This window comes from Mesorhizobium sp. B2-3-12, from assembly GCF_006442205.1.
Classification (GTDB): Bacteria; Pseudomonadota; Alphaproteobacteria; order Rhizobiales; family Rhizobiaceae; genus Mesorhizobium.
This window is the reverse complement of the sequence record NZ_VFVR01000007.1, coordinates 273827-300489: the sequence shown is the minus strand read 5'-3', so window position 1 is coordinate 300489 and position 26663 is coordinate 273827. Positions and strand designations below refer to the sequence as shown.

General features: G+C 61.4%; 23 protein-coding genes and 2 pseudogenes. 10 read left to right on the top strand and 15 right to left on the bottom strand.

What is annotated here, in order from left to right; all coding sequences use genetic code 11:
- Positions 1–363: 363 nt before the first annotated feature.
- The 13 genes and pseudogenes from FJ948_RS21055 to FJ948_RS20995 all read right to left on the bottom strand — a co-directional run bounded on the left by FJ948_RS21055 (position 364) and on the right by FJ948_RS20995 (position 17548).
- Positions 364–5487, bottom strand: coding sequence for a lactate dehydrogenase (locus FJ948_RS21055; protein ID WP_140707743.1), 5124 nt, complete (start codon positions 5485–5487; stop codon positions 364–366).
- An 87-nt stretch (positions 5488–5574) separates the two neighbouring features.
- Positions 5575–5985, bottom strand: a complete 411-nt coding sequence (locus tag FJ948_RS21050) for a DUF3085 domain-containing protein (protein ID WP_140707741.1) — start codon at positions 5983–5985, stop codon at positions 5575–5577.
- A 10-nt stretch (positions 5986–5995) separates the two neighbouring features.
- Complete coding sequence (locus FJ948_RS21045; RefSeq protein WP_140707739.1) at positions 5996–6601, bottom strand: DUF1419 domain-containing protein; 606 nt, start codon at positions 6599–6601, stop codon at positions 5996–5998.
- An 821-nt stretch (positions 6602–7422) separates the two neighbouring features.
- Positions 7423–8322: a DUF3991 and toprim domain-containing protein gene (locus FJ948_RS21040; protein ID WP_140707737.1), complete on the bottom strand. Its 900-nt coding sequence runs from the start codon at positions 8320–8322 to the stop codon at positions 7423–7425.
- Between the two features lie 179 nt (positions 8323–8501).
- Positions 8502–8690, bottom strand: a complete 189-nt coding sequence (locus tag FJ948_RS21035) for a hypothetical protein (protein ID WP_140707735.1) — start codon at positions 8688–8690, stop codon at positions 8502–8504.
- Positions 8691–9082: 392 nt separating this feature from the next.
- Positions 9083–9464, bottom strand: a pseudogene (locus FJ948_RS30715) (transposase); the annotation flags it as partial.
- Positions 9465–9721: 257 nt separating this feature from the next.
- Positions 9722–10888 (bottom strand): porin, encoded by a 1167-nt coding sequence (locus tag FJ948_RS21025; RefSeq protein WP_140707733.1) that lies wholly within the window; start codon positions 10886–10888, stop codon positions 9722–9724.
- Between the two features lie 390 nt (positions 10889–11278).
- Complete coding sequence (locus FJ948_RS21020; protein ID WP_140707731.1) at positions 11279–11962, bottom strand: hypothetical protein; 684 nt, start codon at positions 11960–11962, stop codon at positions 11279–11281.
- Between the two features lie 223 nt (positions 11963–12185).
- On the bottom strand, positions 12186–12893 hold the full coding sequence (locus tag FJ948_RS21015; protein WP_140707729.1) for a response regulator transcription factor: 708 nt from the start codon (positions 12891–12893) through the stop codon (positions 12186–12188).
- Between the two features lie 43 nt (positions 12894–12936).
- Positions 12937–13716 (bottom strand): SDR family oxidoreductase, encoded by a 780-nt coding sequence (locus tag FJ948_RS21010; protein WP_140707727.1) that lies wholly within the window; start codon positions 13714–13716, stop codon positions 12937–12939.
- Positions 13713–15428 (bottom strand): acetolactate synthase catalytic subunit, encoded by a 1716-nt coding sequence (locus FJ948_RS21005; protein ID WP_140707725.1) that lies wholly within the window; start codon positions 15426–15428, stop codon positions 13713–13715. The genes FJ948_RS21010 and FJ948_RS21005 overlap by 4 nt, the downstream gene beginning before the upstream one ends.
- A gap of 10 nt (positions 15429–15438) precedes the next feature.
- Entirely contained in the window at positions 15439–16770 is a 1332-nt protein-coding gene (locus FJ948_RS21000; RefSeq protein ID WP_140707723.1) for an aspartate aminotransferase family protein, read from the bottom strand.
- A gap of 73 nt (positions 16771–16843) precedes the next feature.
- A complete protein-coding gene (locus FJ948_RS20995) occupies positions 16844–17548 on the bottom strand; it encodes a GntR family transcriptional regulator (RefSeq protein WP_140707722.1) in 705 nt (234 codons plus the stop codon).
- Between the two features lie 236 nt (positions 17549–17784).
- Between FJ948_RS20995 and FJ948_RS20990 the strand changes: the two genes are divergently transcribed.
- The 6 genes and pseudogenes from FJ948_RS20990 to FJ948_RS20965 form a co-directional block, all read left to right on the top strand.
- Complete coding sequence (locus FJ948_RS20990) at positions 17785–18888, top strand: ABC transporter ATP-binding protein (RefSeq protein ID WP_140707720.1); 1104 nt, start codon at positions 17785–17787, stop codon at positions 18886–18888.
- A gap of 2 nt (positions 18889–18890) precedes the next feature.
- The gene (locus FJ948_RS20985; protein ID WP_140707718.1) at positions 18891–19814 is read left to right on the top strand and encodes an ABC transporter permease; all 924 of its coding nucleotides are present in this window, start codon (positions 18891–18893) and stop codon (positions 19812–19814) included.
- 52 nt (positions 19815–19866) lie between these two features.
- A complete protein-coding gene (locus FJ948_RS20980) occupies positions 19867–20658 on the top strand; it encodes an ABC transporter permease (RefSeq protein ID WP_246677575.1) in 792 nt (263 codons plus the stop codon).
- Between the two features lie 31 nt (positions 20659–20689).
- Positions 20690–21736, top strand: coding sequence for an ABC transporter substrate-binding protein (locus FJ948_RS30710; protein ID WP_140707714.1), 1047 nt, complete (start codon positions 20690–20692; stop codon positions 21734–21736).
- Complete coding sequence (locus FJ948_RS20970) at positions 21733–23328, top strand: M81 family metallopeptidase (protein WP_348643010.1); 1596 nt, start codon at positions 21733–21735, stop codon at positions 23326–23328. Before FJ948_RS30710 ends, FJ948_RS20970 begins: the two co-directional genes overlap by 4 nt.
- 137 nt (positions 23329–23465) lie before the next feature.
- A pseudogene (locus FJ948_RS20965) lies at positions 23466–24072 on the top strand (IS1595 family transposase); the annotation flags it as partial.
- A 186-nt stretch (positions 24073–24258) separates the two neighbouring features.
- Here FJ948_RS20965 and FJ948_RS20960 read toward each other — a convergent pair.
- Positions 24259–24636, bottom strand: coding sequence for a type II toxin-antitoxin system PemK/MazF family toxin (locus FJ948_RS20960; protein WP_140707710.1), 378 nt, complete (start codon positions 24634–24636; stop codon positions 24259–24261).
- Complete coding sequence (locus FJ948_RS20955) at positions 24593–24835, bottom strand: AbrB/MazE/SpoVT family DNA-binding domain-containing protein (RefSeq protein ID WP_140707708.1); 243 nt, start codon at positions 24833–24835, stop codon at positions 24593–24595. The genes FJ948_RS20960 and FJ948_RS20955 overlap by 44 nt, the downstream gene beginning before the upstream one ends.
- A gap of 202 nt (positions 24836–25037) precedes the next feature.
- Here FJ948_RS20955 and FJ948_RS30925 point away from each other — a divergent pair, with 202 nt between their 5' ends.
- The 4 genes from FJ948_RS30925 (at position 25038) to FJ948_RS20940 (ending at position 26660) form a co-directional block, all read left to right on the top strand.
- Positions 25038–25172: a hypothetical protein gene (locus FJ948_RS30925; protein ID WP_281405369.1), complete on the top strand. Its 135-nt coding sequence runs from the start codon at positions 25038–25040 to the stop codon at positions 25170–25172.
- A 135-nt stretch (positions 25173–25307) separates the two neighbouring features.
- Complete coding sequence (locus tag FJ948_RS30705) at positions 25308–25769, top strand: glycosyl hydrolase 108 family protein (RefSeq protein ID WP_246677573.1); 462 nt, start codon at positions 25308–25310, stop codon at positions 25767–25769.
- Positions 25702–26415, top strand: a complete 714-nt coding sequence (locus FJ948_RS30700) for a hypothetical protein (RefSeq protein ID WP_246677572.1) — start codon at positions 25702–25704, stop codon at positions 26413–26415. The genes FJ948_RS30705 and FJ948_RS30700 overlap by 68 nt, the downstream gene beginning before the upstream one ends.
- Before the next feature lie 17 nt (positions 26416–26432).
- Positions 26433–26660, top strand: a complete 228-nt coding sequence (locus tag FJ948_RS20940) for a hypothetical protein (protein ID WP_246677571.1) — start codon at positions 26433–26435, stop codon at positions 26658–26660.
- The last annotated feature ends 3 nt before the right edge of the window (positions 26661–26663 follow it).

Sequence of the window (26663 nt, the reverse complement as noted above, 5' to 3'; positions counted from 1 at the left end):
CCTTTCTCGTCTTCTTCCCGAAGACATCCCCCGGCCCGCAGAGCGGACGGGCCGGTGCAACTGCGGCCGAGCATCCCTGCCCGGCAGGCCAAGCGGGGCTAACAGCCCTGCGAAGGACGACGTGGCCGGGATCGCGAGCGGCGCGGTTGAGCGCAAGCGTCAGCGGTCCGCCCGATCTGCGAGCGGTGTTTTTTCCATTCTCTCCCTTCTCATCGTCGAAACTTCACCCTGGACTTCCCCTTCAAAAGTGGAGGTTCATGACCTGCGAGCCATCCGACAGACGTTCGCGAACCAAGGTCGTCCGGCGCTTGGTTTTGGGGACCGGACTCGTCCCATTCGACAGCCGCTGCTAAGAGGCCTTCTTCAGCCTACAACTCTCTTGAACGGAGTTATGCGGCTTCCTTTGAGAGGCGTGGCCAGTGTTTCCACATCAGCAGATAGAGCCGCGTCCACCTCCGCAAGCTGTCGTCGTTTTTCGGCCAATTCACCGGCGAACGCGAATTCGGCGCCATTGTCGCGAGACTGGTACGACACGAGCCGGCGGCGGGCATCGGCGAGACGCTGGGAAAAGCGCTGCCGCTCACCCTCGAAGTCATCGAGTGCATGCTCGAGGCGGGATATCGCGCCAAGCGGCGTGACCGTCATGGAAAGTTCGATCTCATAATCCGCGCCGGTGCGCAGCAGCATGGTGGTAAAGCGGTAGCCGTCCTTACCGAAGCGCTGGCCCTCATATTCGAGATCGAAGCCCCCGATGGAGGCAATGATGCACTCGCCTTGTCTCTGGAGCTGCACCAGGGTCAGGATTTCCTTCATGAGCGCCCGGCCTGCCTCCTTGCGCTCAGTGTAGACGTTGCCGGCCACGGTCATGGTGAACGCCTCGCCAACGGTCGGAACGAGAAGCTCGATATCGCGACCAGTCTCAGCAATCCGCCGCGTGGAATACTCGATATCACGTTCGGCTTCGCGAAGCTGCCGGCGAACGGCATGTTGGTCGTCGATGTGAGCGGCGCGCTGTCGCTCCAGCCGCGCAATGTCGGCTTCGAGGCCCGCCTTCTGGATGAGGCGCTGATCGCCGGACGCGATGGCCTTGGCCATGGCGAATTGGTTGGCCTGGCCCTCACCAAGATCCTCGAGGCGACGCACAGAGGTGTCGCCCGAGAGCGCTGCGGCGATGAAGCGGGCCTTACGCTCGTTGTTTTGCCACATGGTGGCGTCGAGCGAACCTTCCGTGGCGTAGGCGAAGATATCGACCTCGTCGTGCTGGTTCCCCTGACGCACGATGCGGCCCTCGCGCTGCTCGATCTGCGAGGGCAACCAGGGCACATCGAGATGGTGGAGGGCTTTGAGGCGAAGCTGGGCGTTGACACCGGTACCCATGGTCTCTGAACTGCCGATGAGGAACCGGACCTTGCCGGCACGAACGTCGCCGAAGAGCTGCTGCTTGGCCTCGGACTTTTTATAGTCTTGCATGAACGCGATTTCGGCCGCAGGCACGCCCAAACGGATGAGTTTTTCACGGATCCAGCGATAGGCGGAAAATCCCCTGCTCTTTTCCACCGAGATGGTGCCGAGATCCGAGAAGATCATCTGGGCGGCGCCCGAAAGTTCGAACGGCTTCCCGTCACGTCGAGTATAGGTGGTATCCGCCATGGTCCTCCAGATGTTGAAGGCGTTCGAGATGAGGTTGTTGAGCTTGTTGTCCGCCTCGTTGTCATGGTCGGGATCGACAAGGCGCAGATCGATAGCAGCATGGCGACCGTCGGTGATGACGGAGAGCAGGATGTCGTCGCCAGGTTCTGGCGGCCGGTCGCGTTTCTCGATCTCCGCGATCCGCGCAGCCAGGATCATCTGGTAATGTTTGAAGGCCTGCGTCGGCTTGGACGTAATGATCTGGCGCTTGCCGGTGGAGATCGCCGGCACCTTCACAAACTGGCGCAGGTCCTCGGGCATGACGACGTCGGCGAAAGATCGGAACATCGCGATCAGCTCGGGGACGTTGACGAAGCTGGCGAAGCGCGACACCGGCTTGTATTTGCCTGATGGCTGAAGCTCCAGCTCGGTCGTCATGTCGCCGAAGGTCGACGCCCAGGCATCGAATTCATGCAGGCCGCGTTCCATCAGCGCGGCGTAATCCATGAGCCGTTGGACCGTGAACATTTCGCCAAGTGTGTTCGTGATCGGAGTTCCCGATGCGAGCACGAGCGCCCGGCCGGGATTCTTGGTCTCGATGAAGAGGGACTTCACATAGAGGTCCCATGCCCGCTGCGAGCCGTTCGGATCGACGCCCTTCAGCGTCGACATGTTCGTGGCGAAGCTGAGCTTGCGGAACTCCTGCGCCTCATCGACGATGATCTGGTCGACGCCGATCTCGGCGATGGTGAGAAGATCGTCCTTGCGAGTGGAGAGTGATTCGAGCCGCTCCTGCAGGTTCTCCTTCAGCCGCTCGAGGCGTTTGCGCGAAACGCGGTCATCGCTTTCGACCTTGGTGAGGAGGTTTTCGTACAGCTCCAGCTCATCATGGATCAACTGCTGCTCGAAGGCCGAAGGGACACCGATGAACTTGAACGCCGAATGCGTGATGATGATCGCATCCCATGTCGCCGTCGCCGCACGCGACAGGAACCGGGCGCGCTTGTCCTTGGTGAAGTTGGTCTCGTCGGCGACAAGGATGCGGGCGTTCGGATAGAGCGCCAGGAATTCGCGCGCGACCTGAGCGAGGCAGTGGCCGGGAACGGTGAGCATGGCCTTGGCGACAAGGCCGAGACGACGTTGTTCCATGATCGCAGCGGCTAAAGTCATCGTCTTTCCGGCGCCGACCGCATGCGCGAGATAGGTTGCGCCAGCGGAGATGATGCGCCAGATCCCTCGCATCTGGTGGCCATAAAGAGTAAAGGCGGCCGAGGCGCCTGGAAGTTTCAGATGAGACCCGTCGAAGGCTCTGGGTGCGATGTTGTTGAAGCGGTCATTGTAGACGCGCGAAAGGCGCTCGGTGCGATCAGGTTCGGACCAGATCCAGCGCTGGAACGCTTGCCTGATCTTGTGAAGCTTCTCCTTGACGGCCTCCGTATCGACGACGTTGAGCACGCGGCGTTCACTCATCTCCTCCTTGATCGTATCGAATATCTGAGGAACCCGGCTGTTAAGTGCATCTGCCAGCAACTCGCCGGCATGCCGGCGTCCCGTCCCCCATTCGGAGGTCCCGACCGCGAGATAGCCGAGTTGACGCGCCTCTACGGTCCATGATGCCAGTTCCGGCATGTGGTGAATCCTGATGTCGGCGTCCATCGTCTCCTTGACGAAGGCGACAACGTCAGAGGCCGGAATCCACGGTGCGCCGAGACGGGCAGTGATGTCGGAGGGGCGAAGGTCGGCGGGCTGCACCCCCTGCAATGCCGTTACGTTCCGCTCGTAGACCGGATCGAGCGCGGCGGCGGCTTCCGCGACCTTCAGTTTGTCGCGGACATGGCCGGACAGATAGCCGTCTGCCGTTTGCCAGGAGCCATCGGTCGGATCGCAAAAGATCGCGCTGCCGAGCTCAGCGACAACGTCCTGCGGATCGCGGTGCAGCAACTCGGCGACATGGTCGAGATCGACGCGCCCACGTTCGTTGAGGACAACCGCGAGCGCGTCGGCAGCACTCGTAATGATCGGCGGAGCGGGCGGGGAGACTACGCGCTCCGTGAAAATCGGCCCGGGCCTGGCGGTATCGCTTTCGAGATCGTAGTCCTCTATTGCAGCGACCAGCCAGCAATCGGGATCGTCGAGGAACGGTTGGAGGTTGGGTCGCCGATGGCTCTCGCGCGTCTCGCCGGTCTCCGGATCCTCGCTGATCGACACCGTGGTGTGGTTGATCGGGCCGAAGTCACGCACGAAGCTTGACCAGGCGATACGCAGCTTGACCTGCAGATCCTTCCAGGGCCGACCGAGCTCCTGCGCCTTGAGCACTTCGCGCACCGCGTCACGGATCGGGATCAGCTTGCGAATGATGCGGACATGCTTTTCCGGGATCCCATCAGCGCTGCGGCTTTTGCGGACCTTCACAGCGATGGGCTCGCCGTCGATCAGCTGCATAGGGCCGCGGGCCTTGTCGAAGAAGAAGCTGCCTTCGCGCACATGGCGCTCGGACAGAAGATCGACGGGGGCGTCGTCGGCCGCATCCTCAAGATCGAAATCGATCTCCGTGGGTTCGCCGTCATAGCGGTCTTCCGGAAGGAGAGTGACCGCGGCCGACAACAGGGCGGAGAGATCGTCGCCCGTGCGCGACAGGCAAGTGTAGGTCTCGCCGAAACGACCCGATGTGAGGGCGTGCGTGCCGAGGACGAAGTCCGGGTGCCGCGCAAACCAGCGATTAACGCGGATCGCGCCCTCGTCATCGGTTGCGGGGTGCACCTCGTCGGTGTCGAGCCAGGAAAGGTCGCCCTCCGGCTCCCCGACCTTGCGCTTCCGGAAAAAGAGGATGTCGACGACGACGTCCGTGCCGGCGTCTGCGCGGAAGCTGCCTTCGGGCAAGCGGATGGCTGCGATCAGGTCCGCGGCTTTCGCGATATGCTCGCGCGCGGAAACATCGACCTTGTCCATCGTGCCGGAACTGGTGACAAATGCCGCCAGCGCTCCCGGCTTCAACAAGTCGATGGACTTGGCGATGAAGTAGTCGTGCAGACGCAGGCCAAGCGGGCGATAGGCGCTGTCGGAGCGGACCATGCGATCGGAGAAGGGTGGGTTCCCGATAGCGAGGTCGAAGCTCGACGGAAGATCGGTGCGGGCGAAGTCGCCCGTGACGATGCGCGCCTGTGGCTGCAGCAACCGGGCGATCCGTGCCGTGACGGGATCGAGTTCGATTCCGGTGACGTGGGTGAGGTTGCGCAGCGCCTCCGGCATCAATGCCGGAAACAGCCCCGTGCCAATCCCAGGTTCCAGCACACGGCCACCGCGCCATCCCATGCGCCGGAGGCCCGACCAGATCGCCTCGATGATGAATTCGGGCGTGAAATGGGCGTACTGGGTGCAGCGCGCGAGCGAGGCATAATCGCTCTCGCAGACGGCATACTCCAGCTCGGAGCCTATCTCGTCCCAGCCCTTGCGGAATCCAATCTCGCCCGGACGGCGGAAGACGCCGTTGGCGAGATCGGAGGCACCGAAACCGGTGAAGCGGATCAAACGCTCCTGCTCCTGCGCGGTGGCAGGACGCTCGTCGGCCTCGATCGCTGCCGCAAGCCGGATGGCTGCGACACTGTCCCGGGCCCGCTCCTTCCAGCCCCGGGCCAGGCCACGGGTGTCGGCGAGATAGAAGTTCGAAGCACGCTCCTTAGAGGTCCTCGAAGGTGCCCGCGCGATCGCCGCGACCGGCATCGCTGGCGCGGGCGACGACGGATCGGGGTCATCATCGGGTTCGAAATTGCCGGCAAAAGCCGTCACGCCGAGACCGAGACCCGACGAAAGAGCGGTGTTGCTGAAAAGATCGATGGTGAAGGGGTCGTCATGGGACATGAGAAGTTCTCCTGAGTGAAGGCGCGCGGAAGCACGCAGCCGATCGGGGATCGGCCGCGGCGCATGTGCGCAGTGGGGTGAAGTTGGTTAGTGCTGGCGCGGTTGGCGCGTCGGGGTGAGTGAGATGCTTGTGTCGGTCAGCTGGACACAGAGATGCGTGGCATCAGGTGTTTTATCGAGGAGATGGAGGACCTCGGCCGCATCAATGAACTCGATGCCATCATCGCCCCCAAAATACTGGCGTTTGTAGTGCCAGGAGTCGGGATTGATCGAAGGATTGCACTCCTCGGCGTAGCAGATGAAGGCCTTCTGACCCTCGGCAAGTTTGCCGTTGGAAAGAAGGTAAACCCCTTCGTCCCCGACCAGCCATAGGCCTGGCTTCTCGCCCTCGCCCGGTTTGAGACCATAATAGGGATTGCGGAATCCACCGTTGTTGACTGCATCGGTCTTTCCGCGCTCGATAACCTTGCGAACGGCAACAATGGGAAATGTGAACATCGTCGCCTCCTCACGCTGCAACGGCCATGGGGAGATGGCGCAAATTGACGGGTAGCTTTGCCGCGATTTCCGCGTCGGTGAGCTGGTCAAGCAGTTTGAAGTCGTGGCTTCGGTCGGGACCGAAGAACATGACTGTCCGCCCGCCCCGGTGCGCCCGCGGAAAGCGCCGATCGGCGTAACCGCGATACTCGTCGTGGGTCGAGCTCCAGATATGCTCGATGCGTTCCTCACGCGTCATCGCGCGGACGGGCCGGCTTTCCCGCTCGACAATCGCGGCGCGCATGCGCGCGGGCGACCTCTTGTCAGCAAGATCGCAATAGGCATGAAAATACCGCATGCGGTCATCGATCTTGAGCGTGAAAAACACGCTGGTGATCTGGCCTAGGAGGAATTCGCGCATGGCGAACATCTCGCCGTTCATGAAGAGCGGCGGCAGGATATTGAACATATAGTCATGCTCGGTTTCGGAATGCTCAAACCATTCGCCGGAATAGAGGGGACCGGCGTCGGCGTCGAAACGGTTAGGACGCTGTGCATGGCGGTCGAACATGCGGAACATCTGCCGACGATCGGCGATACCCTGGTAGACTTTGCGGATCGGAGAATCGGGGTTCATTGGCGGGCTCCTTCAGCCTCGTCGGGCTGGAGCGCGGTGCTTCTTCGGAATCACCATCATCTTCAGCCCTTCCTGACACCCTCCTGCGGCCGCCTCTCCGCCCGGGCGGGTCAAGTGCCGGCGAAGCCGGGCGAAGCTTCACACTTGACGCGGCTGGCGGGCATGCGGCAGCCGGGTTTTCTCCCCTCTCCTTTCCTTCTCCCTGATTCTGCCGCATGGGCGAGCTGATATACGCCCATGACGCACGGGCGCGTCTTCGGCATTGTCTTGGTCGCAACATGGCGCCGCCATGGCCGGCGAACCGGAAGCGCCGGATAGGACAGATCCAGTCCTGGATTGCTCGACGCCTATTCCTGACGCTGTCACGCCCGAAAAGACGAAGCTTTGTCCAGTCGGGGGATGACGCGCTTGTCGACGCCTGTGGCAGACTTGCGCGTCCAGGCTTTCCGGCTTGTTCTGGGGTCAGCGCGGGGGAAAGGAAAGCAGGCTCATCCTGCCGCTGGCGGGACAAGAGGCTGTCGAGAACAAGAGAATGACAGTTTGCGGCGAGCCGCTGACAGTCGTGTTCGTCTCAGGTCAGATGCATACGAGGGGAGAGCTCGAGAAGCTCCACAGCGGCAATCTGGAATGGTTTCGCGCCAGGTTCACCGGCCCGCAGGAACCTATGCCGAAGCACGCATGGCTTGTGCTGGAGATCTACGCGCCACAGGTTGAGTGCGATGTCGAGGCGGTCCGAAGAGAAGCCAATCTCGCCTGGGCGCACCCGTTGCGCATCGATGACGACGGCGGAGGTCGTGCCGCAGTAGGTCCGATCTGCGCTGTTAGGCGGTTGCCGCGTCCTTCAGCATCGCATTCCAGTCCTCGGCCAAGGGCCTTAGACGTTCGAAGTCACAGGGGAGTTCACTGGCAAGCTCGCGCAACCGGGACACGAACGCCTCGCCCTGTGCGTTGGCGTCGGTGGCGGCGACAAGGCGAGCTTCGGGCCGTTTGGCCAACAGGCGTATCGCGTTGTCGGTGGCCGGCGACCAACCGCCGCCAGTGCTGACATAGAGCGTATCGCGCCGGATCCGCTCGATCGCGGCAAGGCTCATGGCATCGATTGCTGCTTCGGTCACACAGATGCGATTCGCATGCTGCTGTCCGAACCGAAACAGCACCTTGCTGCCGCCGGAGGCAAAGCCGCGCCATTCCGGCCCACGCTCCTCCCAGCCGGTGACGACGCCATCGTCATTCTGATGAGCCGCCCACATGCTGCCGCGCGGCCCTTCGCGCACGAGGTTCTGGGCAATCGCAGCACGGATCACGTGCTCGGGAATGTGTCGCTCGTCGCGCAGATAACGCCAGGTCCCCGATCTCCGCCACGGCCTGCGGCGCACGGCCCAGCGGTCCGGTATCGACTGATCCAACTCCGTCTCCCGCGATTGCCGTTGCCATTCAGGTTCACGCGGCTGGAAACCGACGAGCGACGCGACCTGCACCAAGGCTTGCAGAAAATCGCAGCGGTCCAGATGTTGGACGAGCGAATAAACATCGCCCTTGGCATCCGAGAGCGGGGCAAACCAGCCCTTGCCGTCGTGGATGACTATAATGATGTCGTCGCCGCGCCGATATTTTACGGCCTTGCGCGTGCTTTCCTTCAAATCGATCGCGAAGCCGCCCGTCTCCAACACGGCCGCACATCCCACCCGGCCTCGCAATTCTTCGATATCTGCTTTTTCCATTCTTTCTCCCGGCCACCTTTTGGCCGACCTTTCTCCAAGTCTATCTCTTCCGCACAATTCGCGGAACACGCCGCAACCGCCGCAACAAGCAAAGGGGGCAAGGGCGCGGCTTCTGCCGCGGCGGAGCTTCCCTTGCGGCCTGCCGCTTGGTTGCGGCAAGCCGGACGGGAAAAGCCGGTTCAATGAACCGGCCGGCCCCCTGTGTAGGGGCAATATTCGTAGATCGCCTCGACCTCGTCACCGTCAAGGTCGTCGGCAGGAAGAACACCGTATTCGTCGTCATCGACCTTGAAGAGGATGACCGGCGTCATCAGGGTGCGGGCAAGGTTCCAGGCGTGGTTCTGAGCGAGGCTGAGTTCGTGCGACATTTGTTTTGGCTCCCGTTCGCGGGGACCATTCCCCGCTCGACAGGCGCCCGTCGGGTCCAGACAGGGCCGCGATCATCGCGATGGCGAAGCCGTGAGCGACGGCACGCTTGCGTAGTCCGACCCCGCAGCGGGTTGATCGAAAAGGTCCGGGCTGGAACAAGGGAATTAAGCCGATAAGAGCGGGGGATGGTCTTTGCACCGGAGCCGGCACCCAGCGCGCAACCTCGCTGATTCAAGCCTGCTGCACTTTGCACCCGACCTAAGCCAGCATCATCGAGGGCTCTGCGAGGAAGCGTTCTTCCCGCACCGACGAGGCGGCTACAATCGCCGCGTGTTACGAAAATCCCAACCTGGGCAAGAACATGAACGAAAAGAATCTCGAGCCGACTGCCGACCTGCCGTTGCGGTTCGATGGTCGAGGCATGCGTTCGATCGCTTCTGACCAGAAGATCCGCTTCGGCATTGCGCCCGTCGCCTTGCGCCGGCGGCTCGCCACGACCGCCCCTGGGCCGTCCTTCGGCTTGACACCCTTCATCGGATCCAGGCCTCGACCAGCGTGCCGTCGACCGAGAAAACGATCAAATCGACTGAGGCCGATTCACCTTCGGACGCGCCAGCACTGCAAGGAACTTCGCCGCAATGTTCCCTTCCAGCAACCGGCGCGGGTTCTTCGAGACACCGATAATCCCAGGCCGCATCGTCAACGCTGATGCCGACGACCCGGCGGAACATAAGGTCGTATTCCAGCAGCTCCATCAGGAGCCGCTCCGAGCGCGCGCAGCGGGTGGCTGCCGAGCTGGGAGGAGAGGAACGGCCTGCCGGGCGCTCTGCAAGCCCGTCAGGCCGCCTCTTTCACGTCCCCGCCGGCGCTTTTCCGTATCCACGCGGAAAATACGGGCGGGATCACTGATGCTTCAACCGGTTCGCTCGTGAAAACTATCCCTTGCGGGCTGCGAACGCGGTTGCCTCGATCCGTCGAGCACATTGGCCATGCCGCAAAAATCCTCCTCGCCGGCAAGGTTCTCGATCCGCTAAAAGGAACGTTGGAAGCGGAGGATGCCGCCGACGTTGTTCTTCTTGTCGGCATTGGTAAAGTTGACGTTGGACGGATTAGTCGTGGCGACACCAAAGTCGCCATAATGAACGTAGTCAACTTCGGCCGTGACCGTGAAACCGGGAACGGCTTCGTAAGAAATGTTGGCCGCTACGCCATAATTCTTCAGCTGGTCGCCCGAAACCTGAAGGTTGAACGAGGTTTTCCGGTTGAACTTGTAGGTGCCGCCGGCCCAGAAGCCCCAGTTGCCGCCCCAGACCTTGTGGAAACCGCGGCCATGTGCGGGGATGGCGTTGGTCGTGTCGTCGTTGAGGTTGCCGTCGCTGCCGTAGCCGAACATACCGAACAGGGACAAGTCCTTGGTGACGTTGAAGTCGATGCGAACCTTGCCGGCAACCTCGGCATAGTTGCTGTCATAAGCGACGACGCCGGTGATAGCGCCCCAGCCCTGCTTGTACTTCACACCGCCAACGACGTGGGGAACATAGCTGTCGATCGTGCCGACCTTCCCTTGGCCTTGTTCGAGCGACACCACGGCAGAGAGGCCCTGGCCAACGTCGAAGTAGTACTGCACCACGTTGGTGTTGAAGTCGCCGTAGGGAACGAGTGTGTCATTGATGACGTTGCCGGCATAGCCGATGAACGTATCAAAGGCGGAATAGTCTTTGCCGACGCGCAGCCCGCCCAGCTGGACCCAGGCGAAGTTCAACGTCAGGCCTTTGTTGGAGGCATAATTCTGGGGACTATCCGGGCCGGAATAGGCGTTCCGGTCGCCGAAGTTAATCCGGGTCTCCGTGTAAGTCTTGAGGGTACCGAGCTCCGTTTCCTGGCCGGTCCAGGTCTTTAGTGTAAACCGGGTGTTCTTGTACCAGGTGGCTTGGGCGCCGCCGTCTTGCACGTCGTGTGTGCGCGCACCATCGAACGATCCGACGTCACCGGCTCCGACATCGTAACGGACGTAGCCGCCGATGCGCAGGCAGGTTTCGGTGCCAGGGATGTAGAGGTAACCGGCGCCGTAGACCTCGCACACCCTGACGTATTCGGCCGGCTCGGCCTCAGCAGCCACTGGGGCGTCAGCGGCGCGCGCGCCGCTGGCAACGGCCACGGCCGCCGCGGAACCGAAAAGAAGGCTCTTCATTTTCATTTTGATCTCCAGTCACAAGATTAAAAAGGCAGGGGTGTCGTTCCCGACGACCGCATCCCTCCCGTTCCCCACAATCCGAGACACCACGCATTGCGCAGCTCCTCGCAGTCCGTGTGCTATCGATCACCATGGATGGTTTCAAGCTCGCAAGCGCGGATATCGCCCGATTTTGCAAGTAACGTTGCAGTTATACAACAAGTTTATTGGTAAAACTCGGACTATCTGCACAATTTATACTTGTTGTACGAACTGGACAATTAAACATGGTTGCCATATATGGCAGTCAAGACTGCAGGATGCGCGCCATATAGTGGGCGCGCCCGCACAGGCGGGTACCGTGGCCAACTGATCGACGGAGCATTGATTGGCAGCTGGCTCGTCAGCCCGGCGTTATGTCGAGAAAAAATCCCGTGCGGCCAGGACGACGTCTTCAGTCAGGTCTTGTCTGAGCATTTCTATGGGAACGCGGTCATCCAGAGGAGGCGATGGCTGGATCAGCCAGAGCCATGCCAGTCTGGGTTTGTCGCTCAAAGAAAGCACTTGCCGAATTCCGGACGCAGGCCTGCCGTCGACGAACTGAGCCAAGGGGAACACGTGCTTGCGCGCACCTTTTCGCAATGCGATCACGTCGTTGTGCCGCTGCCACCAATGCAATGTTGACCGCGGTATGCCAAAGCGTTCTTCCAGATATGTTGGCCCTGCAACCTGACCTGCCCAGTCTTCAATGCGCATGGAATCGTCTGGCGGCGTTCGAACGGCACACCGCGGCCCGCCCGCGGTTCGCGCCTCGAGGGGAGTTGCCTCACGGATGCTGGCATCGAAATGTCGCGCCGCTTCGGCTGCGAGCCTGCCAACAAATTCCGAGGCTAGGTCGGCCAGATCGGCATGAATGGCTTGTTGGTACAATGGCAAATTGGCAACGCCAACATTGCCCCTCCCCATGAGCGATGAGATTGAACCGCGAGCCTTCGCAATCTCATTGTAGCGGACCAGAACGCGTTGGATTTCTTTTGCGATCAAGCCTGAAAGCTCGTCCTGTTGTGGTTCATTTCTATAACTAAAGGATTCAATCATGTGTGGCTCCCCGTAGGAAAGAGTCCGCTTGGTATTTTGGTTGGTTGGAATTGCCGTCGTAATCGTCAACTTGCGGAAACAAATGCAGGTCTGCCTCGCCTGGATCCGCCCCTGGCGTCCGCGATCGAAGCCGGAAGGAGCGGGGCCCGGCGCTTTTTGATCACGAAGCGATCTTCGAACGCATCCGGCAGCTCGAACACCGCGCCGGCGAGTCCTAGGCGTTTCACGCGACCGGATCGACCGTGGGCGCGGCGCGATAGCGGCCGGCCTCCAGCATATATCCTTCGGATCTTATGGCTCGTATTGCATCGTGGCCGCTCGATGACCGCAGGGCTTGTCGCAAGCGTGCGATATGGGCGTCGACCGTGCGTGCGTTGACGCGCCCGGTTCCGCGCCATGCGGCGGCGATCAGGGTTGGGCGGCTGTGCACGGTGTCGGGAAACCGGACAAAATGCTGGAGCAGCCGGAATCCAATTGGCGCCAGATTGAGTTGCTGACCGTTACACCACGCATACTGGCGTGCCGGATTCACTTTGATGTCGAGCTGTCGTTCCCGGCCCTCTTCATAAGATGAGTTACGGGCAGCAGCCGCTTTCAGAAAGTGAAGAAGGCGCGCGGGCGCCAAGGGGCGCACCAGACTTTCATCGATTCCTGCTTCGATCAGGTCGATGTGATAATTGCTGTCGGCGCCGACGAGCGCTGCGATCGGCACGCGCTCGTCGAGGCCGTTCTGCTTCAGACCTTCGCAAATCGCACGAACGTCCTGGGAGCAATCCAGGAGAATGGCGCGGGTCCCGGAATGATGCGCAAGACGGAGGACATGGTCGGGTCTGGTGGCAAGACAAACGGCGTACCCTTCGGCTTCAAGGATGTACTGAAGGAGGAGGCAGAACTCGGCGTCCACGGAGTTTAAGACCACGACAGGTTTCATTTACGCCTCACTTGCGTTCGGCATCGGCATCCCTGGCTGGACCCTAGACCGGGATGAATTCGCCGCCGTTGATGTCAATAATTGCGCCATTCACAAATCCTGCTTCCTGAGAGATCAGGAACTCAACGACCGCCGCGACATCGTCAGGCTGGCCGAGCCGGCCTGACGGAATCGCAGCCAGCGCTGCCCTGTTGGTGGGTGAGTCCGGCTCTCCGGCCATATTGGTCGCGATGCGCCCGGGAGCGACCAGATTCGAGGTGATGCCGTAGGGAGCGTAGGTGCTTACCAACGACCTTGCCAGACCCGACAATGCTGCCTTTGATGCCACGTAGCTTGCGCCTGCAATCTTGGGCCTCGTCCGCGAAGCGACGGAGCCGATCATGACGATGCGTCCAAATCGCCGTTCCATCATGGCTGGGCAAACCGCCTGACAGCAAAGCATCGCTCCGGTCAGATTGACCGCCAGCACCTCGTTCCACTCCGCCAATTCGATATCATGAAAGACGGTGGCGCCGTCCGGCCCCTTCGGCGAGACCCCGGCATTGCAGACCAACACGGTCGGGTGGCCCCAGATCGCGCGAAGGTCGCGGAAGAATGCGTCGATCTGCGCCGGCACGGCCAAATCGACAGATCGGGCAATGACCCTCTCGTGACCAAATTCCCTGGTCAGTTCCTCGCGCGCCGCGTCTACGCTTTCGCTTCGCTGGCTGAACACCGCAACCTTGTGATCGCGCGCCAGAAGCCGGCGGGCGGTGGCCAGCCCTATACCGGAGGTGCCGCCGGTGATGACGGCCACTTGCGATTGACTGCCAGGGATTGTCATGCTGCTGCGTCGACGGTTGCAAAGAGCGACAAAGGCGGATGGGCGGCAGGATCTGTCATGACTTCGATCAAAAATGGAGATTTTGACGCCAAACCTTTCCGCAAGGCATCGGCGAGCTGATCAGCCGCTTCAAGTCTGACCGACGAACAGCCGCAGGCCTTGGCGATCATTGCATGATCGACCGGACCCAGGTGGCAGGCGCTCGTATAAGCACCAAACTTGACCGACTCGGCATCGCGTTGAAAGCCGAGAATGCCATTGTTGAGCACGACGATCGTGATCGGAAGATTGCTGCGCACCATGGTCTCAAGCTCTGCCCAGCTGTGCGCAAATCCGCCGTCGCCGACCAGCACGACGACAGGATGGTCCGGTCGCGCCACCTTGGCCCCAATCGCAAGGGGAATCCCCCAGCCCAGGCCCGCCAGCCCGCGAGGCGTCAGGAAACGCATGCCGGGCGACAAGGCGCGCAATTGGCCGCAAACCCACATCGATGAGTAACTGGCGTCGGCAACGACGGTTGTTTCAGGGGTTAGCTGCGCCTGCAATTCGACCATAACTCCTTCGGGGCGGATGGGACCCTGACGGCCTTCCAGGCGAATTCGGCGCTCCTCGTTAAACAAACTCCAGAAACGACCGATACGATTGGCCATCACGACCCTGCCGGCGCTGCGGCCGGAAAGGTCCGTCCGGCAAAGGGCGCCGCGCAACGCGCGCAACGTCTCAGTTGCATCGCCGACCAGCCTTATCCGTGCCTCGTAGGTGCGCCCCACTTCCGCCGGATCCACGTCAATGTGGATGATGGCCTTGTCCGCGGATATCTGGGTCCAGCTGTCCGTGCCGTTCTGGTTGGTTCGGGTTCCGACCAGCAAAACGACGTCCGCCTCTTTCAGAAGCTCCAGCGAATGACGGCCGAGTGACGAAGGGCCGACAAGCGATCCGAGGACACCCGCCGAGAGCTCATGAAACTCATCGACCGCCCCCTTACCCATGAACGTCGTAAAAACGGGAATTGCACATTCGTCCTGAAGCAAAGAGAGTTCCCCTGAAGCTCCGCTCGCATGCACACCACCGCCCGCGATCACGACGGGAAGACGCGCCGTGCTCAATAGCCTTGCGGCCGCGGCGATATCCTGGTCGGACGGACGCAACCGGTCGATGGGCCAGTGTCCGAGGTTCGCGGTCCGCGTGAAGTCGGTGCCCGTCCAGGCCGACCGCAACAGGTCCGCCGGCAAGACCAGCACCGTTGGGCCGGGGCGCCCTGAACCGGCAACGGCAAATGCTGTGTCGATATAGTCCTCGATGCGCTCGGGCACCACGACCTTGCGCGCCCATTTGGTGCAGGATTGAAACAGGCTCAAATGATCGAGCTCCTGGAAAGCGTTGCGATCGGCCTGGTTGCGCTCGACATCCTGAACGAGCGCGACGATCGGGATGCTGGCCTTGAGAGCCTCGGCCAGCGGAGGAACCAGAAGCGTGGCCGCCGGTCCGTTTTGCGCGGCCACGACGCCGACCTTGCCGGAGCGGCGGGCATATCCGTCCGCCATCGCGCCGCCCATGTTCTCCTGGCGGTAAGCGACCTGCCGGATGCCAAGGGCTTCGGCCGCCAAGATAACCGCGGATGGCAGGCTCTGGGCAAATATATGGGAGACGTCATGGCGTTTGAGGGCAAGCGCTATGCGGCCGGCAACTGTATTGGATAGATCTGCTGACATGTATCCCACTTCAATGCTGATTGGCTTGGCTGAGAAAATCGTCGAAGCAATCGACGATCATGGTTGCTTCCGCCATGCCCATGGCCGTCGACAGTGATGCTGCCGCGCCACCGGGCAGGAGAATGCCGTGGGCCAGGAAATGGCGCTGGAGTTCAGTCGATCGGACTGCCTCGTCGGGGGTGCAGAAGGCGTCGCGAAACTCGCGGGGCGGTTTTTGTTTCGGATGAATCCGGAACAGCGAGGCCGCGCCGGTCACCGCGAACGCCGCGCCGTGGCGCTTGATCGCTTCGATCAGGCCCGTCCTGATTTTCTCGCCCAGCTGATCCAGCCGATCGAATTCGTCCTCAGTCAACGCCTGCATCGCGACGTAGCCGGCAAGCATGGAAACGGCGTTGGCGGAGAACGTACCGCCTTGCGGCAATCTCGCCTTGCCGTGTTGCGTACCGAAGACCCGCATGACGTCCTCGCGGCCGCCGATGGCGCCGATTGGAAAGCCGCCGCCGATGATCTTGCCCATGGCGACAAGGTCGGGCTTGAGCCCGTATCGCGCCGAGGCGCCGTGATAACCCTGGCGCAGGTTGAGCACTTCGTCGGCAACGAGAAGGATGTCGTTGCGGCGCGCCATCGCCGTCAGCGCCTTCAGGAAGTCGGGAACGGCCGCGATCAAGCCTGCGCGGCTGGGCATCGGGTCGATGAGGACGCAGGACAATCTCTCGGCGGCGTCCTCCAGGCGCTGCAGCCCCTCGACATCATTGAACCGCAAGACCAGCACATCGTCCGCGACGCTTGAAGGAACACCGGCATAGAGCGGGACCGGGGCCGGATCTTCCGGGGCCCCCCAATTGGCGGGGGTCCCGGCCTGGCCTATCTCGGCCCAGTCATAGGCACCGTGAAAGGCGCCCTCTATGCGCGCGACCCCAGGCCTGCCCGTGAACGCCCGAGCCGCCTTGATCGCGAACATCACCGCCTCGGTGCCGCTGTTGACGAAGCGGACACGCTCGATCGAGGGGATGCGATCGATCAAAAGCTCGGCAAGGTTGATTTCATGCTCGGTCGGGTTGGCAAAACAGCTGCCCCGGGCAAGCTGTGATGAAACCGCTTCGGTTACCGGCCCGAAGGCGTGTCCGTGAATGAGGGTGGTGAAGTTGTTGTTCAGGTCGAGGAGCCGGTTGCCGTCGACGTCCTCAAGATAGGCTCCTTTCCCTGCCTTGATGTAGCGCGGGGTCGGGTCGCGCTCGACGGTGATCCGCGTCGTGCCGTCTGGAAAGACGGCGAGCCCACGGTCGTAAAGCTCGGCCGACACCTGGCGGTTCCCCCGCCACGGCAGGTTCTGCGCGATCATTGTGGCTCTCTCCCTGTTGCAAGATTATGTTGCAACAAAAATCACACAAATCGCATTGACGCAACATAAAATGTCAGTCTGGCCGCGTTTGAGCGCTCGTGCGCTCTCGATCTGCGCGTTTCAAGCGTCGATAACCATCCCGAATGTCACTTTCTATGGCGGCGCGAACGGCGCCGCTGTCGCCTTCAGCCAAACCCTCCATCGCCGCCATATGGTTGTGTACGCCGTATTTGGCTTCGGCGAATTCAGGGTAGAGATCGTTGAAGGAGGCGCCGATCCGGAGCCATAGGGTCTCGATTGTCGCCAGCAGGTGCGGCATGCCGCATAGTCTGTAGATGGCGAAATGGAACTCCTTGTTGCTCCAAAGCGCGTCCGCGTAGCGCCTTTGGTCGAGAGCGGCATTGATGCGGAGTTGGGTCTCCCTGAGCAAATCGATGTCCTCGCCGCTCACCCGTGCCGCGGCTTTCTCGGCGGCAAGGCCTTCGAGCGCAAGGCGCATAAGCGTAATCTCTTCAAGAGCTTGAGCGTCAAGGAAGGGAACGATAACCGTCTTGGGGCCAGCGTAAACGAGGGCGCCCTCAAGAACCAGGCGATTGATCGCATCGCGTGCGGGCGTCGAGCTGACACCCAGGTCCTCGGCAAGCGCGCGAACCGTTAATTTGTCGCCAGGTCCATGCGCCCCTCTGATCAGTCGTTCCTTGATCTGTTGGTAGACGCGATCGCCCAGACGGGGTTGCTGCCTGTCGTCTTCAGCGACGAACTGGGTCGAGGTGATCATCAAAGAGTCTCAGCGTTGACAGGGTGATATTTTTGTTGCATCAAACTAGATTATGAAGCCTGGGTAAAGCCAGTGTGACATCTGCATAACATAAATTGGGTCTCGCGTCTCTCCTTCAGGCCTTGTGATGGTCGAGTTGAGCCGCGGCAGCCACGTGCAACGCTTGATGACGAAAATCGCGAATCCGGGCCGGCGCGGCAAACTCGCGCGCTCACATCTTCGGGGAGACATTTAGCTTGATTGGACAATCGCTTTCCCTTCAATCCCTCAGCAAGCACTTTGGCCGCGCCGCCGCTGTCGACAACGTCTCTTTCGACATCGCCGCTGGCGAATTCGTCTCAGTGCTGGGACCTTCGGGCTCGGGAAAGTCCACCCTGTTGACAATGATTGCCGGGTTCGAGCCGCCAAGTGCTGGCCGGATTGCGATTGGCGGTTACGACATCACCGGTGTGGCGCCGAACCGGCGCAACATCGGCATGGTGTTCCAGAAATACGCGCTGTTTCCCCATATGACCGTGCTTCAGAACGTCGCTTTCCCGCTGCGCATGCGCGGTTTGGCGCGCGAGGCGATCAAGGATCGCGTGAAACAGATGATGGAGCTGGTGCAGCTCGTCGGTTTCGACGAGCGCTACCCCAGCCAGCTCTCGGGAGGTCAACAGCAGCGTGTTGCCGTGGCGCGCGCCCTGGTTGGCGAACCGCCCGTTCTTCTGATGGACGAACCGCTGGGGGCCTTGGACAAGAACCTGCGCGAGGCCATGCAACTCGAAATCAAACGCATTCAGACCAAGCTCGGGGCGACCGTTGTCTATGTGACGCACGATCAGGACGAGGCCATGACCATGTCCGATCGGGTGGCCGTCATGGCGGGAGGCACGCTGGTTCAGGTCGGCGCGCCGAGCGACATCTACCATCGGCCACGGTCGGCCTTTGTCGCCCAGTTCGTGGGGAAGATGAATTTCATCGATGGCGAATGCCAGCATGACGATGCCGACACCTGCCACATTCGCGTCTCGACCTCGCTTACCCTCGCTGTCCCCTCGCCTGCCCTGCATGGTGCCGATCGGCTGCGGCGCGGCCGTGCCGTACGGCTTGCGGTGCGGCCCGAAAGCCTGTCCTTCGCCAAGACTGATGGCGCGCTGGCGCTTCCTGGCACCGTCGAGGCGGAAATCTTCGTCGGCCCTTTCCGCCTTTACCTCCTGCGCCTGGCGACATTTGGCCAGCCGGTGGTGCAGGCTCAGCTGGCGACCTCCACCCACGTCGGACCTTTCGCACGCGACGAGCGCGTCACCTTGTACGCCGCCAGGGACGCGTTCCATGTCTTTGCCGCGCCTGAGGCCTGACCATGGCTGATCTGCTTGCCAGTCCGGAGCGGCCTTCGCCAACCGTGAAACCAGCCGGTTTCAGATCCGCCCGACGCGGACGCACCGCGAGCCGCTACACGCCGGTTTTGTCGCTTGCCCTGACGGCACCGCTGCTCCTGCTGCTGGCGGTTGGTTTCCTGTACCCGATAGGAGCGCTGATCAAGCTTAGCCTGTTCATGCCGACGCTTGATCTGTCGGCCTACAGGAAGATCGTCGAGCAGCCGATCTATCTGGCCATAATGGCCCGAACATTCCGCATCGCGTTGCTCGTCAGCATTCTTAGTTTCGTGCTCGGTTATCCGGTGGCACTGGCCATGGCCAGCCTCAACCGGCGTCTGGCAACAATTGCCGCGGCGGCCGTCTTCATCGCTCTTTGGTCGCCGGTGCTTGTCCGCTCCTACGCCTGGATCGTCCTTCTGCAGCGAAATGGCGTCGTCAACACGCTGATGGCGCAGGCTGGGCTTATCAACGCGCCGGTCAAGCTCCTGTACAATGAGGGAGCGGTCATCCTGGCCACGACCCATGTCCTGCTGCCTTTCATGATCCTGCCGATTTTCGTGGCGCTTCGGTCAATCCCGCGAGAGCTTGTCCCTGCCGCACGCAACCTCGGGGCAGGTCCGGCGACAGCGTTCTTGCGCGTGACCTTGCCGCTCAGCCTGCCCGGCGTCTTCGCCGGCAGTGTCATGTGTTTCATCCTCGCTCTTGGCTTCTACATCACCCCCGCGCTGGTCGGCGGATCAGGGTCCATGATGGTGGCGACACTGATCGGCCAGCAGGCGACCGTCCTTCTCGATTGGCCCTTCGCGGCTGCCCTCTCGACCACGCTGCTCGTCGCAACGCTTGTCATCGTGCTGGTCTTTCGCAAGGCCTTTTCCCTGTCCAAAGGATTCGCAAGTGTCGATTGAGACCGATATCGCCAACCCTGGTGCTGCACGCGTCAAGCGTCCTGCCACCGCAATCGATCGGCCTTACGGGGCGACGCTGGCTGTCTTGCTCAAGGGCGCCGTGCTGGCGGTGATCTTGTTTTACCTCGTCTTGCCGACCCTCATCATCCTGCCGATCTCACTTGGCCGGGCCGACTATATCGAGTTCCCGCCACGCGAGCTCACTTTTCATTGGTACCGTCAGTATCTGCTCGATCCCGACTGGATGGCGGCGACCTGGTTCAGCCTGAAAATCGCGCTTGCAACAAGCCTGTCCGCGACGGTGGTCGGCACGCTGGCGTCCCTGGTCCTGGTACGTGGCGACCTGCCGGGAAAACAGGCCCTGCAGGCACTGTCGCTGGGTCCGATGGTGGTCCCGCACATCGTCTTCGGCGTGGCGCTCTATCTCATCTTCGCGCCGTTGCAGCTGACCGGGAATTTTGTCGGATTTCTCATCGCCCACACCGTGCTGGCGGTCCCCTATGTGCTGATAACGGTGACTGCGGCGCTGCAACGGTTTGATTTCACGCTGGAGCTTGCAGCGCTGAGCTGCGGGGCCAGCCGGACGCGTTCCTTTGTGCTGGTCGTGCTGCCAAACATCGCGCCTTCGATCGCGGTCGCCGCGGTGTTTGCCTTCCTGTCCTCCTTTGACGAAGCAACGGTAGCCTTCTTCATCTCCGATACAGGGGGAAAGACCATCAGTCGCAAGATGTTCGAGGACATCGATTTCAATCTCACGCCGGTGATCGCCGCGGTCTCGACCATCCTGGCCGGGGTGTCGCTGCTCCTGATGGCGCTTATTCGAAGCGCGCGTCAGCACCCGTAAATCGAACCGAACGCAATAGGGAGAATGTTCAATGCTCAGATCTATCCGATCGGCTTTGGTCGTGACAGCGTGCGCGGCCTTGCAAATCAATGCCGCGGCCGCCGCCGAACAGGTTATCGTGGCGACGACCGGTGGCGCCTATGAAAAAGCGCTGCGTGAGGCCTGGTTCGACCCTTTCACCGCCAAGACCGGCATCGAAGTTGTCACCGTGGCGGCGACCAACGCCGAGATGCGGGCCAAGGCGGCGGCCATGGTCAAGACCGGAAATGTCAGCTGGGATCTCTATCTGCAGGGCGAAATCCAGACGGCTTCGGCACAACACATGCAGGCGGCTGAAAACCTGTCGGACTTCTGCAAGCGGTTCGCCACGCGCACGGACCTCGCGCCCGACGACTGCACCGCCGCCGGGGTTCGGCTGGTGTCGAATTCGACCCTGCTTGCCTACCGGTCGGATGCCTTCGGAGGAGCGGCTCCCCGGACCTGGGCCGACATGTGGGATCTGCGGAAATTCCCCGGCGGGCGATCGTTCCCTGACTTCAACGACCCCTGGCGCGTGATGGCTGCGGCCTTGCTGGCCGACGGGGTCAGCCCCGACAAGCTGTTTCCGCTCGACATTGATCGTGCCCTGGCCAAGCTCGATACCATCCGGCCGGCTGTCTCGCTCTGGTGGAAGACCGGGGATCAAAGCATGCAAGGCTTTCGCAATCGCGAATATGTCATCGGCCAGATCTGGTTGACCCGCGCCAGGGCCCTCAAAGCGGAAGGGTTGCCGATCGCCTGGTCGCATGCCGCGTCGTTCCTCGTCGGCGACCGCATTGCACTGATCAAGAATGCGCCCCATCGCGAAAATGCGCTGAAGCTTGCGGACTATTGGCTGAGCACGCCGGCGGCGCAGGCCAAGGTCTGTGAAGCGTTGTCGTGCAAGCCGCCGAGCAGCGAAGCGGTAAAACTGATGTCATCGCAAGCGCGCGCCGACATGCCGGGTGGGGCGGACAGCAATGCTGTCGTACCCGATGCCAAGTGGATCAACGACAATGCCGCCCTTTTGCTCGAGCGCTGGAACGCGTGGGTCCAATGACAAGCACGCATGGAGAACAGACTATCATGGACAATTCCTCACCGCGCGTGCTGGTCGGACGGTTCTGGCATGAGTCGAACGGCTTCAATCCGCAGCCGACGCTTGCTGCCGACTTTCAAATCCTGGAAGGCCAGGCGCTGCTGGCGGCAGCCAGCTCATCGGGCTCGACGCTGGCCGGCATCATCCAGCAGCTCGCCAAGGGTGGGGCACGGGTCCTTCCCAGTATTTCGGTGGTCGCACCGCCGAGCGGGCTTGTCGATCATGCCTTCTTCACCGCCGTGAAGGAGCGTCTGGTCAACGATGCCATCGAGCACAAACCTGACGCCATCGCGCTTGAGCTGCATGGCGCCATGGGAACCACCCTGATTGAGGACGCCGAGGGCGATCTGCTTGCCGCGCTGCGAGAAGCGGTGGGCGAGACGGTGCCGATCGGTATCGGGCTCGATCTCCACGCCCATATGACCGACGCCATGCTAACCGCCGTCGACATCTGTATCGCCTGCAAGGAAAACCCGCATTCCGACGTGGTCGAATGCGGCCACAAAGTCGCGGCCTGTCTGCTGGCGATGCTTGACGGCTCCCTGCGGCCGGTGACGGCAATGGCCAAGGTTGCGATGATCCTGCCCGGTGCGGCCGAAACCGCGGCGGGGCCACTGCGCGAGATTCACGATCAGGCGCGCAGCGCCGAGCAGGAAAATGCTGCGATCTGGGACGTCTCGTTGTTCAATGTGTTCCGCTATGCCGACGACAAGGACATCGGACAGGCCGCTGTGGTGCTGACCAACGATGCCGCCAAGCAAGGCCAGCAGGTGGCCGACACGCTGGCCCGAGCCTTCTGGGAAAAGCGGGACCGTTTCAGTGACGACCTGATGTCGATTGATGAAGCGCTCGACACGGTTGCCCTCGAACCGCATCGCCGACCTTTCGTCCTCGCCGACATGGGCGACCGCGTGCTCGCCGGTGCGCCGGGCGATAGCACGGCCATCCTGGCGGCGGCACTTGCCCGTGAGGGTGGCCTGCGTGGCGCCATTCCGATCACGGATCCCCATAGCGTCGATGCCGCCTTCGCGGCAGGGCTGGGCGGCAGGATTTCATGTGCGGTCGGCGGGCGGATCACACCGGGTTTTGAACCGTTCGCGATTTCCGGCAAGGTCGTTCATCTCAGCGACGGCGCGTTCACCTTGGCTGGCCCCTTTCAGGGCGGCGAACAATCCAACATGGGACCAACAGCGGTGATCGAGATCGATGGCCGGCTGCTGATCGTGCTCACGAGCAAGGCAGCGTTCAGCCATGACCCGGCCGTGTTCACGAGCCAAGGGATTGGCCTTGGCACATGCGATTTCTTCGTGGTCAAATCGGGATATCATTTCAAGCTGAACTTCGGCGCCCAGGCCACGCCGCTGATGGTTCGCACGCCAGGCGTCGGATATTACACCAAAGGTGCGCTGACCTATCGCAAGGCCCGGTTCTGGCCCGAACATGAGATCGCCGAACCAAGCGGCAACGGTCGCATCTTTGCCGCCAACCCGATCCAACCATTAAGCAAGCCAGGCACGGTCGGTTCATCCCTTCCGGGGCGGGACCTGTCTTGACAAGGTCGGCCATAGAGAGGCCTGGGGCGGCATGCCGCGCTTTCGGTGCCGGGCCAGAACGACCTCACTACCGCAGGGCGATTATCTGGTTGACAAACCCGATCTGATTACGCGCGGTAAGGGCCTAGGAGATTTCCATGTCCGTTCTGGCCCGCCCCGAGTTCCACGACGAAGCCAAGGCTTTCGAGCATGTGGAATCCAACTGTGGCCGAACGGCCCGGTTTGCCCCAAGTGCGGTAGCGTCGATCGCCACTATTCCCTGAAGGGCGTTCGCACCAAGCCATCCAAAAAGAACCCCCACGGCGTCGAGCGTCACGGCCTGTACAAGTGCAGCGCCTGCCGCTCGCAGTTCACCGTCCGCATGGGTTCGATCTTCGAGGAAAGCCATCTGCCGCTGACCAAGTGGCTACAGGCTATCCACCTCATGTGCGCCTTAAAGAAGCGCATCAGCGCCCACCAGATGCACCGCATAATCGAATGCACCTATGAGGCGGCTTGGTTCCTGTGCCACCGCATTCGCCTTGCAATGGCGTCTGGCGAGCTTGCCCCCATGGGCGGCAACGGCAAGACCGTGGAAGTTGACGAGACGTACATTGGGCGCCTACCGGCATCCCGGTTAAGCCGGGCGGCGCCGCTCACAACAACACTGTCGTTACGCTTGTCGAGCGCGGTGGCCGCGCCCGTTCCTTCCATGTCGATACCGCCCGCATTGGCACCGTCATGCCTACCGTCCGCGCCAGTCTATATTCCTATGCCTAAACCAGCGGACAAGCCACAGATCGAGAAATTCCGCGAAGCCGCGCTTGAACTGAAAACCGATCAATCGGAAACCGCCTTCGAAAAGGCGATAGATCGCACATGCGCCCAAGTTGACCAATGAGCAGATGAAGGGAAATGGTGCGTCGGAAGCGCAAGACAGGAGACGAAGGCCTAAAGCCCCAATAATGCCCTGATCTTGGCGAGGACATGCGGAGCGATATCCGGGCGGTGCTCGGTGAATTCCGATGATCGCGCTGACCAATCTAGGCTCTTAATCTGGTCCGCCAAGACCACGCCATCCATTTTGCCGCCGTTTGGTATTGCGACCTCGAATGGATACCCCTTGGCTTTAGAAGTGATTGGACAGAGGACGCATAGGCGCGCGAGTTCATTGTACTTTCTAGGAGAGAGCACAAAAGCATAGTGCTTATCCGCAAGCTCGCGTCCAGCTTGCGGATTTAGCTGAATATGGATGACGTCAAATTGGTCGGGGCAGTAAGGAGGATTAATACTCGTTACCGACCGACTGACCTGTGGCCACCTCGCCATGACGATTTTCTTCCGTGATTCCACACAGAAGAGCTTCTAGGTCATAGACGGGGGTATCATCAACAGGACGCACTAAAAGCGCCCCGTTTGTCACAGATATGTCTACAGAAGCGCCTTCACGCACCGAAATTTCACGCGCGAATGCGCTTGGAATACGCAGCGCTAGGCTGTTACCCCATTTTGCGACAGCGGCGATCATCGGACAGTCTCCAACAGCTCATACTCATACTAGCTGTATCTACGTTGGAGACACATAATAGGTTCCAAAGCTGAACGCAATATGAATGTTACCATTTTGGTTACACCCACTCTTAAGCACTATGAAATAGCCCACATAATTTTAACGAGTCAACATCTGGAAGTTCGACACGAAAGGTGGCCAGGGCGACGCAAGGGTCGGCTTGACGGCAAATCCGGTCTACTTCGCCCGGTGGTTCGCGCCGGATCATCCAGCCGTCTATTGTGACGATCCAGATGCCGTGGCCCTGGTGCAGGCCCTTGGCCTCGACCCGGCCGACATCCTGGCGACCGCCTAACCTCGAACGCGCCTTGCTCGGGCCCGGACCCGCCCCGAGCCTCTAACCCCTCGCACATTTGATCAACTTCAACCTGCCCGAAAGGGCGGAAGGATTTCCCATGGCTGTTTCCCGTGAGAAGGAATCGCTTGCCGCGTGCTTGCGCATGAAGGTGGTTATTCGAACCATCCCGCCGACCCTGGCGGTGCAACGATGAAGGGTGTGACCCAGCGCGTTTATGACGGCTACCGCAAGAGCAAGGGCCTATCCACGCGCTCGGTCAAAGGCATCCAGACTGCCGAACTGAATGAGATCTATGATCGGCAATACTGGGACGCCGTGAAGGGCGATCTGCTGCCGGCCGGCGTCGACTATGTCGTCTTTGACGGCGCGGTGAATTCCGGTCCCGGCCGTTCCATCATGTGGCTTCAGCAGGCCCTGCGTCCGGCCTACAAGGGACCGATCGACCTTCATGGGCGTCGGCACGCTGGCGGCTCTGAAGGCGAACACGAACAACGATGCACTGATCGATCGCATCTGCGATGCGCGCATGAACTTCCTGCGCCACCTCGGTACGTTCTCGACATTCGGCAAAGGCTGGACTGCCCGCGCTGCTGAGGTCCGCTCGATTGGTCAGGCTCGGGCCACCGGGCAAGTGCCGCAAGCGGCAAACTTCGTCGACGGCGGCCAGGCGAAGGCGATGGTTGAGGACGCAGAGGTGGCACCATCGACCGCGCCGGCTGATGCCGCGACCGGAGCTGGTATCGGCACCGGCACCGTGGCAGGCACGCTCAACGAGCTGCAGAACCAGATTTCGCCGCTGTCCTATTCGAGTGAACTCATCGGCAAGGTCGTTGTTATCCTCGCCATCGCCAGCGCACTGCTGGTGATCGGCGGCTTGGCCTATCGCGCCTACGTCAACCGAAGGCCAAGCACCTTTCCGCTGCGCTGGGTGGTGAGGTGCCGGCATGAAGCCGCTTGTTGGTCTTCCTACTGGGCGCCGCTGCTGGCGCAGTCGGCCTCGCCGTTGTCGAGGGCATCATCGTTTTCTGGTGGCTCGGCCAATGACCGCGATCATCACCTTGCTTGTCGGTCGCCTCGGCGTTTCCCGCTTGGCGGCCGGCGCAATCCTTTGGGCGGCAATCGCCCTGTTCGCCTCGGGCGCTGCGCTCGAAGTTTACGAGTTCATCAAGCACAAGGGCGCCGACGAGGTCCGCGCCAAGATCGAAAAGGAGAACACCGATGCGATCCGCAAAGGCATTGAGGCCAGCCGGAATTTTGATGACTGCACTTCTGCTGGCGGGTTGTGGGACTTCCGGCGTCAACGGTGTTCCAGCCCTCCGGGCGGCGATCGGTAGCAGCCTCGCCGGCGCGAAGGGCAAGACCGTCGAGGATCAGAACAAGATCGACCGCACCATGGCGCCAGGCTGCGCGGTGAACCTCTACACGGCCGCCGAGTGCGACCGCCACACCAAGGCCAGCGCCGCGCGTCGGGCCGAACTGAAATAGCAA